This is a genomic window from Ruegeria sp. HKCCE4148, from assembly GCF_017872495.1.
Lineage (GTDB): Bacteria > Pseudomonadota > Alphaproteobacteria > Rhodobacterales > Rhodobacteraceae > Ruegeria.
Window position 1 is genome coordinate 301293 of sequence record NZ_JAEDOS010000003.1, and the last position, 15945, is coordinate 317237.

17 protein-coding genes are annotated in these 15945 nt (G+C 56.6%); 13 read left to right on the plus strand and 4 right to left on the minus strand.

Going from position 1 to position 15945, the window contains the following annotated elements; all coding sequences use genetic code 11:
* Position 1 precedes the first annotated feature (1 nt).
* From der to I9187_RS11290, 3 genes are all read left to right on the plus strand, one after another.
* Complete coding sequence (gene der / locus I9187_RS11280) at positions 2–1465, plus strand: ribosome biogenesis GTPase Der (protein WP_171179510.1); 1464 nt, start codon at positions 2–4, stop codon at positions 1463–1465.
* 162 nt (positions 1466–1627) lie between these two features.
* Positions 1628–2611: a fatty acid desaturase gene (locus I9187_RS11285; protein ID WP_171179512.1), complete on the plus strand. Its 984-nt coding sequence runs from the start codon at positions 1628–1630 to the stop codon at positions 2609–2611.
* Positions 2612–2700: 89 nt separating this feature from the next.
* Entirely contained in the window at positions 2701–3297 is a 597-nt protein-coding gene (locus I9187_RS11290) for a helix-hairpin-helix domain-containing protein (RefSeq protein ID WP_209509308.1), read from the plus strand.
* A gap of 55 nt (positions 3298–3352) precedes the next feature.
* Here I9187_RS11290 and serS read toward each other — a convergent pair whose 3' ends face one another.
* Entirely contained in the window at positions 3353–4645 is a 1293-nt protein-coding gene (gene serS, locus I9187_RS11295; RefSeq protein ID WP_171179516.1) for a serine--tRNA ligase, read from the minus strand.
* 72 nt (positions 4646–4717) lie between these two features.
* Positions 4718–6382 (minus strand): mechanosensitive ion channel family protein, encoded by a 1665-nt coding sequence (locus I9187_RS11300; RefSeq protein WP_171618752.1) that lies wholly within the window; start codon positions 6380–6382, stop codon positions 4718–4720.
* 201 nt (positions 6383–6583) lie between these two features.
* On the opposite strand from I9187_RS11300, the gene yajC reads away from it, so the two are divergent.
* From yajC to I9187_RS11350, 10 genes are all read left to right on the plus strand, one after another.
* On the plus strand, positions 6584–6871 hold the full coding sequence (yajC, locus tag I9187_RS11305; RefSeq protein WP_171090782.1) for a preprotein translocase subunit YajC: 288 nt from the start codon (positions 6584–6586) through the stop codon (positions 6869–6871).
* 33 nt (positions 6872–6904) lie between these two features.
* Positions 6905–8566, plus strand: coding sequence for a protein translocase subunit SecD (gene secD, locus I9187_RS11310; protein WP_171179520.1), 1662 nt, complete (start codon positions 6905–6907; stop codon positions 8564–8566).
* A 1-nt stretch (position 8567) separates the two neighbouring features.
* On the plus strand, positions 8568–9536 hold the full coding sequence (gene secF / locus I9187_RS11315) for a protein translocase subunit SecF (RefSeq protein WP_171179522.1): 969 nt from the start codon (positions 8568–8570) through the stop codon (positions 9534–9536).
* The gene (locus I9187_RS11320) at positions 9529–10275 is read left to right on the plus strand and encodes a TSUP family transporter (RefSeq protein ID WP_171179524.1); all 747 of its coding nucleotides are present in this window, start codon (positions 9529–9531) and stop codon (positions 10273–10275) included. Before secF ends, I9187_RS11320 begins: the two co-directional genes overlap by 8 nt.
* 9 nt (positions 10276–10284) lie before the next feature.
* Complete coding sequence (locus I9187_RS11325) at positions 10285–10641, plus strand: Mth938-like domain-containing protein (RefSeq protein ID WP_171179526.1); 357 nt, start codon at positions 10285–10287, stop codon at positions 10639–10641.
* Positions 10642–10736: 95 nt separating this feature from the next.
* Complete coding sequence (gene ccmA, locus I9187_RS11330) at positions 10737–11351, plus strand: heme ABC exporter ATP-binding protein CcmA (protein WP_171179528.1); 615 nt, start codon at positions 10737–10739, stop codon at positions 11349–11351.
* On the plus strand, positions 11348–12004 hold the full coding sequence (ccmB, locus tag I9187_RS11335) for a heme exporter protein CcmB (protein WP_171179531.1): 657 nt from the start codon (positions 11348–11350) through the stop codon (positions 12002–12004). Before ccmA ends, ccmB begins: the two co-directional genes overlap by 4 nt.
* Positions 12005–12065: 61 nt before the next feature.
* Positions 12066–12839: a heme ABC transporter permease gene (locus tag I9187_RS11340; protein ID WP_171179533.1), complete on the plus strand. Its 774-nt coding sequence runs from the start codon at positions 12066–12068 to the stop codon at positions 12837–12839.
* Positions 12836–12994 carry a heme exporter protein CcmD gene (gene ccmD / locus I9187_RS11345; protein WP_171179535.1) on the plus strand — a complete coding sequence of 53 codons (159 nt, stop codon included), beginning with the start codon at positions 12836–12838 and terminating at the stop codon, positions 12992–12994. The genes I9187_RS11340 and ccmD overlap by 4 nt, the downstream gene beginning before the upstream one ends.
* Entirely contained in the window at positions 12987–13526 is a 540-nt protein-coding gene (locus tag I9187_RS11350; RefSeq protein ID WP_171179537.1) for a DsbE family thiol:disulfide interchange protein, read from the plus strand. Before ccmD ends, I9187_RS11350 begins: the two co-directional genes overlap by 8 nt.
* Before the next feature lie 26 nt (positions 13527–13552).
* Here I9187_RS11350 and I9187_RS11355 read toward each other — a convergent pair whose 3' ends face one another.
* Together I9187_RS11355 and I9187_RS11360 are read right to left on the minus strand one after the other, a co-directional pair.
* Positions 13553–14254 carry an SDR family oxidoreductase gene (locus I9187_RS11355; RefSeq protein ID WP_171179539.1) on the minus strand — a complete coding sequence of 234 codons (702 nt, stop codon included), beginning with the start codon at positions 14252–14254 and terminating at the stop codon, positions 13553–13555.
* Between the two features lie 139 nt (positions 14255–14393).
* Positions 14394–15896, minus strand: a complete 1503-nt coding sequence (locus I9187_RS11360; RefSeq protein ID WP_209509307.1) for a BCCT family transporter — start codon at positions 15894–15896, stop codon at positions 14394–14396.
* Between the last annotated feature and the right edge of the window lie 49 nt (positions 15897–15945).

Below are 15945 nucleotides of genomic sequence, written 5' to 3' on the forward strand. Positions count from 1 at the left end.
CATGTCGCTGACCCTCGCTATCGTGGGGCGCCCGAATGTGGGCAAATCCACTCTGTTCAATCGCCTTGTGGGCAAACGTCTGGCCCTGGTCGACGACCAGCCGGGCGTGACACGTGACCTGCGCGAGGGCGAGGGGCGTCTGGGCGATCTGCGCTTTACCGTGATCGATACGGCGGGGCTTGAGGATGCAACCGACGACAGCCTTCAGGGAAGGATGCGCCGCCTGACCGAGCGCGCGGTGGACATGGCCGATGTGTGCTTGTTCATGATCGATGCGCGCACGGGGCTGACCCCCACGGATGAGATGTTCGCCGAGATCCTTCGCAAGCGCGCGAAGCACGTGATTTTGGCGGCCAACAAAGCAGAAGGTTCTGCTGCGAATGCGGGAGTTCTGGAAGCTTATAATCTGGGGCTGGGAGAACCCGTGCGCCTGTCTGGCGAACACGGCGAGGGCATGACCGACCTTTATTCTCAGCTCATGCCACTGGCTGATGCGGCCGATGAAGCACAGGCAGAGGAAGCCCCCGAGACCGATATCGAACTGGATGAAGATGGCGAGGGTGAAACACCTCTGATCACTGCTGCCAAGCCATTGCAAGTGGCGGTGGTTGGCCGGCCAAACGCGGGCAAGTCGACATTGATCAACAAGATCATCGGTGAAGATCGCCTGCTGACAGGCCCCGAGGCTGGGATCACGCGAGACGCCATCAGTCTGCGTGTCGACTGGGCTGATCCTGATGGTGACAGCACCCCGATGCGTATTTTCGATACAGCGGGGATGCGTAAAAAGGCGAAGGTTCAGGAAAAGCTTGAAAAGCTCTCGGTGTCCGATGGTCTGCGGGCCGTTAAGTTTGCAGAAGTTGTCGTGGTCTTGCTCGACGCGGCGATCCCGTTTGAACAGCAAGACTTGCGCATCGCCGATCTGGCCGAACGCGAGGGTCGGGCCGTAGTTGTTGCCGTCAACAAATGGGACGTCGAAGAGAACAAGCAGGAAAAACTGCGCGAGCTCAAGGAGTCCTTTGACCGACTTCTGCCGCAACTGCGCGGTGCACCCTTGATTACAGTGTCTGCGAAAACGGGCCGGGGGCTGGAGCGCCTGCGCGCCGCGATTTTGCGCGCCCATGACATTTGGAACCGCCGGGTGCCGACTGCTGCGCTGAACCGCTGGCTGACCGCGATGCTTGAACAGCACCCGCCACCAGCGCCGCAGGGTCGCCGGATCAAGCTGCGCTATATGACTCAGGCCAAGACCCGCCCGCCGGGCTTTGTTGTGATGTGTTCACATCCTGATAAGATGCCCGCCAGCTATACCCGCTATCTGGTCAACGGCCTGCGCGAGGATTTCGACATGCCCGGCACGCCAATCCGTCTGACTCTGCGTGGGCAGGGGGATAAGAACCCCTACAAGGGTCGCCGCAAGAAAAACGCGGGCGCACTGGCCAAGCATCTCAAAGGGCGCGCGTAACTGCGCCAATTTTCAGCGTTTTTGCTGCGAGGGCGTGACAGCGTCCGTTCTGCGCGCTAGCATTCACTAGTGTGCATTTGTTTTACTGCGCACGCTTGTACCGGGGCCAACGGGGCATATTTTTAGTTTATATTTAACCGGGCCATCGTGGGAGAGGGCTGGATGGATCTGAGGGAATATACACGGCAATACGCTGTTCAGGACAACAGGCTGGCAGCGCTTGGCTATTTTGGAACTTTTGCGGTGTATTTTGCATCGCTGGCGCTTGCGATTGGATATGTGGATCGCTGGTATGTCATGGTTCCCGCAGGCGCGGTCTTTGCCTTTTCGGCGGTGCGTCTTTATGTTTTGCAACATGATTGCGGCCATCATTCGCTGTTTGAGACGCGCCAGCAAAATGAATGGGCGGGGCATGGGTTGTCACCGTTTACCTTTGCGCCCTTTGAGGTGATGAAACAGAATCATAACCTGCATCACGCAGGGATCGGCAATCTTGAGCACCGCGAAACAGGTGAAATTCACACAATGACCCTGCGCGAATGGAATCAAGCTGATTGGAGCAAACGTCTGTTCTATCGGCTGTACCGCAACCCTTTCATCCTGGTGCCCGTTGGCGCGTTGTTCACATACTTCATCCGGTACCGCTGGCCTAAGAATACCGTTCGGTTTGGGGTGAAGGGCGTGTTGTTGCACAACCTGTCCATCGTTGTTTTTCTGGGGCTACTCTACATGATTGCGGGCGGCACCGGAATTCTGGTCTGGCTTGTGTTCTCGCTTTTGGGTGGAATGTTGGGGGTTTTCCTAGTCTATCTTCAACATAATTTTGAAGATACCTATTGGGACCGACGCCCGGATCTGGATCCGCAACTTGCGGCCCTACAGGGTTCATCCGCGCTTGATTTTGGATGGTGGTTCGATACGGCGGTTGCATGTATAACATTGCACGACATTCACCACTTTAACGCGCGCATTCCGTCTTATCGCTTGCGTGCGTGCCATTACAGCCTGCCGCCTGAATACACCCCGCGGCGTATCAAATTCCCCGAAGCAGTCGCAGCGCTGAACCTTAAGCTTTGGGACGAGGATACCAAACGTCTGGTGCCGTTCCCCAAAAAAGGCCGGACGGCTGATTTGGCCCATAGTTAAGCAGAGTTGCGCCATTTGGTGCCGCGGCTTGAAGCCTCGTATATCTTGTGTATATACGTTAAATCAGGGAGACAGAGAAAGGATCCGGAATGACCGCAGTGACCGATGTTAAAGGTGTGGGAGAGGCGCTTGCCGCGGCTTTGTCCGCGAACGGCTTTAAGACAGCCGAGGCGTTAGCGAAGGCCAAACCCGAAGATCTGGTCAAGGTTCCCCGGATCGGTTTGGCAAGAGCTGCCGTGCTGATTGCTGCGGCGAAAGATGCCACGGCTTCAAAACCAGCTGCGCGCCAGGTTCCGGCCCGCAAACCCGCCGCCCGCAAACCTGCTGCCCGCAAACCAGCTGCGCGAAAACCTGCGACGCGACGCCCAGTTGCACGCAAGACCGTTGCGGCCGCCGCTGCCGAGAAACGCGCCGAAGAGGCGGCGAAGAAGGCTGCAGAAGAGAAAGCAGCCGCTGACGCGGCCGAGGCCAAAGCCCGCAAAAAAGCCAAGGCCAAAGCCAAAGCTGAAAAGGCCGCTAAGAAACGTGCCGAGATGGAAGCTGCGTTTTCGAAAGCAAAGGATAAGGTGAAGGCCAAGTCCAAGAAGGACAAAAAGTCCAAAAAGGACACAAAGAAAAAAGATGCTGGCAAAAAAGACAGCAAGAAGAAAGATAAGAAAAAGGATAAGAAAAAGGTGAAGAAGTAAGACTTCCTCGCCTTCCCATCTTATTGGACCGGCTCCCGACTGGGGGCCGGTTTTCTTATGTCAGCGTGCCGTCCAGCTGCAGGGTCAGCTTGCCGCCCAGATAGGGGCTCAGAACGTCTGGTAGGGTCACGGTACCGTCAGCGTTCTGACCGTTTTCCAGGACAGCGATCAAGCAGCGCCCCACGGCAAGGCCTGAGCCATTCAGCGTATGGACATATTCCGGTTTTCCACCACCCTCAGGGCGGAACCGCGCATTCATGCGGCGGGCCTGGAATTCACCACAGGTCGAGACCGAGCTGATCTCGCGGTAAGTATCCTGACCGGGCAGCCAAGCCTCGATGTCAAAGGTGCGGCGCGCGCCAAAACCGATGTCGCCGGTACACAGGATGACGGTGCGGTAGGGGATGCCCAGTTTTTCCAGAATGCCCTCGGCGCAGCGCAGCATACGCTTTTGTTCGTCATCCGATTTGTCCGGATGTGTGACCGAGACCATCTCGACCTTTTCGAACTGGTGCTGGCGCAGCATACCGCGTGTGTCCTTGCCCGCGCTGCCGGCTTCGGACCGAAAGCACAGAGAATGCGCGGTATAGCGGCGGGGCAGGTAGCTTTCCTCGATCAACGTGTCGTTGACGATATTAGTCAGCGAAACTTCGGATGTCGGGATCAGCCACCAGCCTTCGCGTGTCTGATAGCTATCTTCGCCAAATTTCGGCAACTGACCCGTGCCATGCATCATCTCGGACAGAACCAGTACCGGGCCGTTCACCTCGGTCAGCTCGTTCTCGTTGATATGCGTGTCCAGCATGAACTGCGCCAGTGCGCGGTGGATGCGGGCAACGCCGCCCGACAGCAGCACAAAGCGCGAGCCAGAGAGTTTGGCTGCGGTTTCGAAATCCATACCGTGCTGGACGGCTTCAATCTCGAAATGCTCTTTGGGTGCAAAATCCAACTTTCGTGGTGTGCCCCAGCGGTTGATCTCGACATTGTCGTTTTCATCGGCCCCTTCGGGCACATCCTCGGCGGGCAGGTTGGCGATGCGGATCAGCTGATCGGTCAGCAGAGCGTCCAGATCTTTGGCTTCGGTCTGCATCCGGGCAATCTCGGCCTTTTTCTCGGCCACCAATGCGCGCAGGCGTTCGAACTCTGCCTCGTCGCCACGACCCTTGGCAGCACCGACTTCTTTGCTGGCCTTGTTCTGTTCGGCTTGAGCTGTCTCGGCGGCCAAGATTTTGGACCGGCGGCTTTCATCCAGCCGCAGCAAATCTGACGACACCGGCGCGTCCCCACGGCGCGCAAGGGCGGCGTCGAAGGCGGCTGGGTTTTCGCGAATGGCGCGGATGTCGTGCATGTCTCAGATCCTTAAATGCGTGAATCACTGAAACCGCTTATGCACCATCTGTCGGGCGGGGTGTAGCACCGGTTACGACTTATCGTCCTCGGCGTGGATTTCATGCGCCAGATGGCCATCCCATTCCTCTGCCGGGATTTTTGGTTCCGGTGGGTCAGCCATATAAGAGGGCGTCATGATCTGTACGCCATTTTCATTGAACACGGCGACAATGTTGCGGTGCAGGTCCGAGCGTATTTTTGGAATGATGCTGCCGCGCGTTGTGTAGCCGTTGATCTGATAGTTGATCGCGTAGTCGGCCAAAGCGGTCCACAATACAAAGGGTTCGGGCTTGGCTTTGATCCCCTTGGTGCGATTGGCAGCTTCGATCAGCATCGCCTCGACCTTCTCTGGGGGTTCCTCATATCCAATGCCGACCGTCGTGTGCAGCAACAGCCCGCTGCCATCGGTCTTCTTCGAAAAATTCACCACATCCGAGTTCATCAGCTGGGCATTTGGGATCGAGATCAGTTCATTCTTGATGGATTTCAAATGCGTCTCCATCAGCTTGATCTGCACAACGTCTCCTATGTGATCTCCGATCTGGATACGGTCACCGATTGAGGTGGATCTTCGGTAAATAACGAACAGGCCCGCCAGCATGTTGGACACGACCGAGTTTGCGCCCAGCGAAAGCATCGCGCCGACCAGAATGGTCAGTCCCTGAAACGCGGCCGAGTCCGAGCCGGGGATGTAGGGGACAGCAAAAACCAACGCGATCAGAATCACGATGACACGGGCGATATTGAACGTCGGGTTGACCCAGTGTTTCTCGAAATCACCCATATCGAACGAGCCTGCTTCGACCGCATCGAAGAACACGCGCATCCCTTTGATGATATACATCGTGACCCATGTGATCAGGCCCAGCATGATCAAGTTGGGAATGTAGCTCAGGATACCCTTGAATATCAGCAGTACGGGTTCGGTCAGGTAAGTGAGCAGCAGCTGCGCGAAATACCGTGTTTCAGCAAATGCAAGAAGGACAAAAGACAAATAATAGTAGAAACCCAGAAAGAAGATAATCAGCAGGATGAAATTCAATCCGTACCGGATCAGGGCTGCGATCGCTTCGGCCTGGACGCTTTTGGCAGTCGCCGTTTCAACATCCTTCAAATACCGCTTTACCAGTTTCAGGGTACGCCGCCTGATCCGCCGATGCAGCCATAGGATCAGCGCCACGAAAGCGACAAAGCCAAGTGTCCATCCCGCAGCCTCAATTGCACCTGACACCCGCGCCTGGTCTGTGCGGTTGGCACGATAGGCGAGGATGGCCTCTTCGATCGCCTGACCATGGAGGAAGCTGAGAACATCCAGCTCCATCTGATCCAATTCGGCATCTGCAACGGTCACGATTGACACGATCACACCGTCAGCCCGAATGCGAACGCCCAGATCGGTTTCTTCGAATGCGATGTCGACCGCAGGACTTTCCGAAGCTTCGGCAACCTCAATGATCTTGTCCTGAACGCTTTCCGCCCGTTCCGGCGCGGGCAGGGCACTGGACCCACGCAGGAAGAACAACATTTCGCCGTCCACGATTACAGGCGCTTTGAAACTGTCCGTTTCATCTGCCTCGGGCTCAGTGATTTCAGCGGGTGTTTCCTGCGATTGCGCCGGGCCGGAAAGCGTCAAACCCACCGATATGGTGATCAGTAAATAACATAGCAAAAGGAAAGGCTTGAATGGCAGTGTCATATGTCCCCCTACGGTTAAACTATAACCGGTTTTGCATGTGTTCCTAGGACATATCTGCAACGCTTTTCCCTTAGTTGACGGGTCGTATTCTTTTTCACGTGGGACACATCACCGCCTTTGCTTGCAAACAGGCATCTCAAAGCATAGGTTCCGGCCAAATTTGCGGAACGGTGCCGCAAGATCTGAACAAAGGAATATCCCATGGAAGGTGGCGCAATCGCCCAGTTTCTCCCGCTGATCCTGATTTTCGCGATCATGTATTTCCTGCTGATCCGTCCACAGCAGAAGAAAATGAAAGAACATCAGGCCATGGTCGAGGCCGTGCGCCGCGGTGATCAGGTGATCACCCAGGGTGGGGTGATCGGCAAGGTGTCGAAGGTCAAGGAAGGCGAGAACGAGATCGAGGTCGAGATCGCCGAGGGCGTCAAGATCCGCGTGGTTAAATCGACCATCGCTCAGGTTCTGAACAAGACCGAACCTGCGAAGTAATTTCGCTCGACAATCCCTTGAAAAGGCAGGGTAATGCTGCAAATTGATACCTGGAAGCGGGTTCTGATTTGGCTGGTCTGTGTGACCGGCCTTCTCTTAGCCCTGCCAAACGCGTTTTACACACGGGTCGAACAATCCAACGACGCACAAGCGGCCATTGAGCTTGGTAACGATACGCCTGAATTGCAGGCTCAGGCTGCGGAATGGCCCACTTGGTTGCCATCTTCGCTGGTCAATCTTGGTCTGGATTTGCGCGGTGGTGCGCATTTGTTGGCCGAAGTCCGGGTGCAGGATGTATACGAATCCCGGATGGAGGCCATGTGGCCTGAAGTTCGGGACGCGCTGCGTGACGAACGCGCGACGGTTGGAACGATCCGTCGCCAGGAGTCTGCCCCGGATGAGATTCGCGTACGCATCAGCCAACCAGAGGGAATGCCCAGAGCGCTTGAAGTGGTGCGTGGACTTGCCCGCCAGGTGCAAACCCTGACCGGTGTTGGTGCCACGGATATTGAGGCGCGCGCTGATGGCGACACGATCGTTGTGCAGCTTTCCGAGGCCGAAAAGCTGGCATCCGATGATCGCACCGTGCGTCAATCGCTTGAGATTATCCGCCGCCGGATTGACGAAGTTGGCACCCGTGAGCCCACTATTCAGCGCCAGGGCGCGGACCGGATCCTGATCCAGGTGCCGGGCATCGGCAGCGCCGGAGAGTTGAAAAACATCATCGGAACCACAGCTCAGCTGACCTTCAACCCGGTTGTTAACAGGGGCACCGACCCGGATGCCAGCGTGGGCATCGGCGAAGAAGTTGTACCTTCGATCGACGAAAGCGGTGTCTATTACATTATTGAATCCGCCCCGGTTGTGACCGGTGAAGAACTGGTGGATGCACAGCCTTCGTTTGACCAAAACGGTCGCCCTGCGGTCAGTTTCCGGTTCAACACGTCTGGCGCCCGCAAATTTGGTGATTATACCCGCGACAATATCGGCGCGCCCTTTGCGATCGTGCTGGATGACGAAGTGATTTCCGCCCCAGTGATCCAAAGCCACATCCCCGGAGGATCTGGCATTATCACTGGCAACTTCTCGGTTGAGGAAAGCACCAATCTGGCCATCTTGTTGCGTGCGGGTGCGCTGCCTGCCGGTCTGGAATTCCTGGAAGAACGCACCATCGGTCCCGAATTGGGACAGGACAGCATCGATGCAGGTAAGGTTGCCACAATCGTGGCCTTTGTTGCCGTTCTAACCTTTATGGCGCTCAGCTATGGTCTGTTCGGAATTTTTGCCAACATCGCGTTGATCATCAACGTCGGTTTGTTGTTCGGCCTGCTTTCCCTGATCGGAGCAACCCTGACCCTGCCGGGCATCGCCGGGATCGTTCTGACGGTCGGTATGGCGGTGGATGCCAACGTGCTGATCTTTGAACGCATTCGGGAAGAATTGAAATCTGCCAAAGGGCCAGCCCGCGCCATCGAGCTGGGCTATGAAAAGGCGCTGTCGGCCATTCTGGACGCCAACGTGACAACCTTCATTACGGCGACGATCTTGTTCGCGATGGGCAGTGGCCCGGTGCGCGGGTTCGCAATTACCCTGGGCATTGGTATTCTGACATCGGTCTTTACCGCGATCTTCGTGACACGCCTGATGGTTGTCATGTGGTTCGAACGCCGCCGTCCTAAAACGATCGAGGTTTGACATGAGACTGAAACTCGTACCCCAGAACACCTCGTTCGATTTCTTCAGCCGCTGGAAGGTTTGGCTGGGTATTTCCGGCCTGATGATGGTCGTGGCTTTTGCTTCGTTTATGTTGCAGGGCCTGAATTTTGGCATCGACTTTCGGGGCGGTACGACCATTCGAACTGAAAGCACGCAACCGATTGACGTCGGCACGTACCGCGACGCAATCGCGCCATTGGAACTTGGCGATGTGACAATCACCGAGATTTTTGATCCGACCTTCGGAGAGGATGAAAATGTCGCGATGATCCGCATTCAGGCGCAGGCCGATGCCGAGGCGGTTGAGGCAGCAACGATCACGGCTGTGGAGCAAGCGCTGCAAGCCGTGATTCCGGATATTCAATTCGTATCGGTTGAATCGGTCGGCCCTAAGGTTTCCGGAGAGCTTATCCAGACAGCCGTTATCGCCGTTGCATTGGCCATCGGCGCGGTGCTTGTTTACATCTGGCTGCGGTTCGAATGGCAGTTTGCGCTGGGGGCGGTAGCTGCCCTTGTGCATGACGTGATCCTGACCATTGGCATATTCTCAGAGCTGCAAATCCGGTTCGATCTTGCCATCATCGCGGCGCTTCTGACTATCGTCGGCTATTCGTTGAACGATACAGTGGTTGTTTTCGACCGCGTGCGCGAGAACCTTCGGAAGTACAAGAAGAAAGACCTGAAAGAAGTTCTGAACATCTCGATCAACGAAACCCTCAGCCGGACGGTTATGACCTCGGTCACGACCCTGCTGGCGCTGATCTCGCTTTATGTTCTTGGCGGGGACGTGATCCGAGGGTTCGTCTTCGCGATGATCTGGGGTGTGATCGTGGGTACTTATTCCTCGGTCTTCGTGGCTTCGACCATCCTGTTATGGCTGGGGGTCAAACGCGACTGGTCCAAGCCGTCGAACACGGCAGGCAACCAGTTTGCCAATATTGATGCCTGAGCTTTTTGGCCAGCCCCCGCAAGGGCTGGCCATTATCCTTTTTGCGGCTTTTCTTGGCGGCGTTGTGCGCGGATTTTCGGGCTTTGGAACCGCGTTGGTCTTCCTGCCCCTTGCCTCCCCCTATCTCGGCCCATTCGGCGCGCTGATCGGGTTGACGATCATGGACATTTTTGGCCCGCTGCCCAATCTGCGCCGCGCGTGGAGCGATGTGGACAAAGGCGATCTTGCCCGCTTGACCGGAGGTTGCGCTTTGCTTCTGCCGCTGGGCTTGTGGGTGCTGACCCGCGTCGACCCCGATGTGTTTCGATATGCGGTCAGCCTGCTCGCGCTTTTCATGCTCGCGGTTCTGGTATTGGGGCTGCGGTATAACGGCCAAGTCACTCGCGCGATGGTCTTGGGCATCGGTGCCGCTGCCGGGTTTCTGGGCGGTGTCGCTGGGCTTCCGGGTCCGGCGGTGATCCTTTTTTATATGTCCCGTCCGCTGTCGGTTCAGGTCATTCGCGCCACGATACTGTTGTTTCTCTTCGCGTTCGACTTTCTCATTCTCGGTTACCTGACTGGGATGGGTCGTGTTATATGGGCGGCTGCAGCGCTGGGTCTTGCACTGGCAATACCGAACCTGGCGGGGAATTGGCTGGGCGGATGGATGTTCCGCCCCGAGCGTGAGAGGCTTTATCGTGCGGCAGCTTATATCGCCATCGCACTGGCGGCCTTGTCGGGCCTGCCGCTTTGGGGATAGAAAGCGCATATGCGCCTGAACGAGATCACCTACACCAGTGCAGTACCGGTCGACGGCTACGGCCCCGGCTTCTTCCGCGTCGGCGGGCAAGTCCACGACGGCCCGGTTCTAATCGGCCCAACCGGAACAACAAGATGGGGCGGCTATGATGACACAGTGCCGCTGCTGAACCTTGCAGATGACATCGACGTCCTGTTCATCGGCACTGGCAAGGAAATGTCGCACATTCCCCAAACCCTGCGTGCTATTTTGGAAAATGCCGGAATTGGCGTCGAAATTATGAACTCTCCCGCCGCCTGCCGCACCTATAACGTGCTGCTCTCGGAAGGTCGCCGGATCGCACTTGCCTTAATCCCACTTGGATAGGGTGTTGCAATCCGCCCTTGGCTATCCCCAAGCCAGCTAAGCCCTGCGGCAAATCTTGCCTTTTGCCTCTGAGGACAATCCGCTAAGCGGGTTTCATGACACTGACTGTATCCGACTTGTCGATCACCCGTGGTGGCATTCCCGTGCTGGAAGGTCTCAGCTTTCAACTGCGGCCTGGTAAGGCGCTGATTCTACGTGGACCAAACGGGATCGGTAAAACGACGCTTCTGCGTACTTTGGCGGGTTTGCAGCCGCCGCTTGAGGGTACCATCGAAGGTGCCGAGGACCAGATTGCCTATGCTGCCCACTCGGACGGGTTAAAGCCGACGCTGACCGTGACCGAGAACCTGACGTTCTGGGCCTCGGTCTTTGGCACCAGCGGCATACAAAGCGCATTGGATGCGTTTGATCTGAATGAGCTGGCTGATCGCCATGCCGGTAACCTGTCAGCCGGTCAGAAACGGCGGCTGGGGCTTGCGCGGATGCTTGTGACTGGACGGCCGATCTGGATGCTGGACGAACCCACCGTGTCGCTGGACAAAAACGCGGTGCAGATGTTTGCCGACGCGGTGCGGGCACATCTGGCGCAGGGCGGGTCGGCCCTGATCGCAACCCATATCGACCTCGGCCTGGACGGAGAGGTTCTGGATGTGGGACCCAACAAGGCCAAACCCAAACCCATTGACGATTTCGACGGAGGCTTCCTGTGATCGCCCTTTTGCTGCGCGACCTGAAACTGGCCTTCCGTGCAGGCGGCGGGTTTGGTTTGGGTCTGGCGTTTTTTCTGATCGTGACCGTGATGGTGCCGTTTGCAGTTGGTCCGCAATCTTCGCTGCTGTCCACCATCGCACCCGGTGTTCTTTGGCTGGGAGCGTTGCTGGCCTGTTTGCTGTCGCTCGACCGCTTGCTGGCTTTGGATTGGGAAGACGGGTCGCTGGACCTGTTGGCCACCGCGCCGCTGCCGCTGGAATCAGTTGTAACCATCAAGGCTTTGGCGCATTGGCTGACCACCGGTTTGCCTCTTGTCCTGGCCGCTCCGTTCCTGGGAGTTTTGTTGAATCTTCCTGTGCCGGGTTTCTTCTGGCTGGTGATTTCACTGCTGATTGGCACCCCGGCGATGAGCGTGATCGGAACATTCGGTGCAGCCCTGACCGTTGGATTGAAGCGTGGCGGTTTGTTGCTGTCACTGTTGGTGCTGCCGCTATACGTGCCCACCCTGATTTTCGGAGCCGAGGTCGCCCGGCGCGGAGCCACAGAGATGGAGGTGCAGACGCCGCTGCTTATGCTGGCCGGCATCACGGCGGCAACGATCGCGCTGTTGCCATTCGCCAGCGCGGCGGTATTGCGGATCAATCTGCGGTGAACCGTCTCAACTTTGACCAAGGTCAATTGAGAACCACCCCAATTCAGACTAGATAGGGCCCATGTCTATTGCAGCCAAAGCCAACGCCCTCTGGGAATATGCCAACCCGCGTAAGTTTCTTGCGACGAGTGAGCGTGTTCTGCCGTTTTTCTGGATCACCTCACTTGCCTGCATCTGTGTTGGCCTGATCTGGGGCTTTTTCTTTACGCCGGACGATTACAAACAAGGGTCGACGGTCAAGATCATCTATCTGCATGTGCCTGCGGCGCTGATGGCGATCAACTGCTGGCTCATGATGTTGGCGACGTCGCTGGTTTGGCTGGTAAGACGTCACCATGTCAGTGCGCTTGCTGCGCGGGCGGCGGCACCGATTGGGATTGTGATGACCCTGATTGCTTTGCTGACTGGTGCGATCTGGGGCCAGCCTATGTGGGGCACCTGGTGGGCCTGGGATCCGCGACTGACATCGTTTCTGATCCTGTTCCTGTTCTACCTTGGATATGTCGCCCTGTGGGAGGCGATTGAAGACCCGGATACGGCGGCCGACCTGACCTCGGTCCTGTGCCTTGTAGGGTCGGTTTTCGCGATCCTCAGCCGCTACGCGGTGAACTTCTGGAATCAGGGACTGCATCAGGGCGCATCTGTCATGCGCGCAGCAGCGGTTACCGGGACAGACACCGAAGAGAAGGTTAGCAACATATTCTTCTATCCGCTGCTGGTCTGCATCATCGGCTTTGTTCTGCTGTTCATCGCATTGGTGCTGTACCGTACCGGAACCGAAATTCGGGCACGTCGGATCAAGGCACTGATGGCGCGGGAAAGGGTAAGTGGATGATTCCCGATCTTGGAAAATACGCTGACGCGGTTCTGTCGTCTTATGCCGTGTCGATCGTTCTTCTGGTGGCCTTGATTGCGTTCAGTGTGATGCGAGGACGCAAAGTGCGTAAAGATATGGAAAAGGTCGAACAAAGGATGTCGCGCAATGGCTAAGATTTCGCCCTTGATGATCGCTCCACCTGTGGCATTTGCTGTGTTGGCCATTCTATTTGGTGGTGGATTATTCAGAGGTGACAAGGATGCCTTACCTTCCGCCCGTCAAGGTCAGCCAGCCCCTCCTGTCGTTCTGAGCGAATTCCCTGAGAAAGCCTTGTTCGATGATGCCGCGCTGCGGGATGGAGAAGTTAAATTGGTCAACTACTGGGCCAGTTGGTGCGCACCCTGCCGGGCTGAGCATCCCAACCTGGAAGCACTGGCTGCAGAAGGTGTCCCCGTCTATGGCATCAACTACAAAGATCAACTGACCAAAGCAGAGGCGTTTCTGACTGAACTTGGTGACCCTTACATTGCCATAGGTCGCGACGAGCAAGGCCGCATGGCGCTGGATTGGGGCCTATACGGCGTTCCTGAAACGTACGTGATAGACGGCGATGGCACTGTCATCCTGCGCTTTGCCGGGCCTATCACGCAACGGGTGATCGAAAGCACGATCCGCCCTGCCTTGGAAAAGGCTGCGGGTGGCTAAATACCTGAAAGCGGCAGCACTGGTTTTTACAATCGATAGCCTCCGGTAACGCCGAGGACTTCACCCGTTATGAAACCTACCGCATCAGAGGCCAGAAACCGAACGACCCGCGCGATATCCTCTGGCACACCGACACGCCCAAGGGCGGTGTCTTTGACGAACAATTCTGTCAGATCATCCGGGCGCGGGACCTCGGGGATGTTGATCGCGCCAGGGGCAATCGCATTGACGCGAATACCCTGCGGGCCCAGTTCCTTAGCCATGGCACGGGTCCATAGGTTGAGCGCAGCCTTGCTGGCCCCATAGGTCGCGGCATCGCGCGGCGGAAGGGTCGCATTCATGGAAGAGATATTCACGATGGATGCCCCAGCTTGCAGTTGGGGCAGGGCGGCGGTCAGAAGGGCCACGGGCACAAGCAAATTCAGGTCAAGAATGTCCCTGTGGTCCTGTTGATTGAACGCCTCTTTGGGTGTCGCGCGCACAAGCCCCGCATTGTTCACAAGAACGTCCAGCCGTCCGAATTGTGCGATGACCTGTTCAATAACCTGAGCCGGTTGATCTGGCTGAGTCAGGTCTGAACGGATCGCCAAAACATCGCTGTCCAACACATCCAGCTCAGGCGCGCTGTTTAACCACGTGAACGCAATTTTGTGATCTCGACCAAGGTCTTCGACGATTGCCCGGCCAATCCCTCGGGCGCCGCCGGTTATCAATGCAACTTTGTCCATAGGCACACCAAATCTGTAAAGTGGATGTGTTTCAACGCTTAATCTGATCGCCTTGGAATAGCGTCAGCTGCGCAGCAAAATCCAGATCATCGCCGCGATGAACGCAAAGGTTACCAGGTTCATCAGAGTATCTGTGAGATCACCGATCAGCATCGTGCTGGCCCTCCTCTCTGAGACCGCGGAACAGGCAGACCATCAGCAGGACTGAAATGAAGACAAAGGGCAAAGCACCCAGTGAAATCAGGATCTTGACCGAGTCCACTGACCCAGAAAGGATCATCGCCACGCTCAGCAGCCCCAGCAAGGCCCCCCATATCAGGCGCACGCGCGGAGGAGGGTTCTCGTCTCCTCCGGTCGAGAAGGTGCCCAAAACAAATGCAGCGCTGACGACACTGGTCACAATGAACAGAAACGCAGCCAGTACCGTTGCAAGTGTTGTGATCAAGGACAGCGGCAGCCGGTCGAGCAGAGCAAAGGTCACGCGTTCAATTTTTGTCTGCGTATAGGCCAGAAGTTCGCCTGCGCCGTTGAGTGCCTCGAACAGGCCAATGCCGCCAAAAGCGCCGAACCAGAGTATGGAAAACAAAGTGGGGGCGAACAGTACCCCGATCACGAACTCTCGTATCGTTCGACCACGAGAGATGCGCGCCACGAAGACACCCACAAAAGGCCCCCAGGCGATCCACCAAACCATGTAGGTGAGGGTCCAGTCGCTGAACCACCTGGTGACGTCGTCGCCAAAAAACGTGAAGGTTTGAAAGCCGCGTGGGATGACGTTTGTGACATAGTCGCCAAAGCCCTGAACCACAGTATTCAAAAGGTATTCAGTTGGGCCAAGAATAATGGTGTAGGCCACGAGGCCGATCGCAATCAGCATGGCAGCGTTAGATAAGCGCGCCATGCCTTGCCCCAGATCGATCAAGAGTGCTGGGATATACGCTCCGACCATTGCCAGAAACACGACGGTAATCAAAAATGCTCCGACCGTTTCCCGGCCTCCCAACACCGCAATTCCATCTGCGACCTGAAAGACGCCCATGGCCATTGAGCCACCCACGCCAATGGCAATCGCAATGATCGCCATGAAGTCTGAAAGCCATCCGACACGTTCGGCCCAGCGTTCACCGGGAAACAGGCTTTTGATCGGGGCGCTGACCATCATCCCGGTGCCGCGCCGGAAGCTGAAATAGGCGATGGTCAGCGCAGTCGATCCGTAAATGGCCCAGGCGTGTAAACCCCAATGGAAGTTTGTTGCCAGCATTGCCTGTTGTGCGGCGATGAATTCCGGTGCCATGCCTGAGATGAAATTGAAGTGGGTTAACGGTTCGGCCACCGCCCAGAACAACAGACCGACCCCCATCCCAGCTGAGAACAACATCGATATCCAGGTGGCAGTCGAGAATTCTGGTTCTTCGTCATCGCGACCAAGGCGAATGTTCCCATGTTTTGAGAATGCCAGAAACAGACACCCGATCAACATGCCCGAGGCGGCGAGCATCACGAACCATCCCCGGCTGTGGAAGGTCTGTTGGACAATACCACTGGCCCAAGTCACCAAACTCTGGATGTCGATGACACCCCATATCCCGATGACCGCAATGACGCTGAGAGAGCAAACCAGCAAGGCGTTTGGTTTTTGCATGGCGAACGGTTTCCGTGAGTGACTTTACCCAACAGTTTCAGGTTTTCGA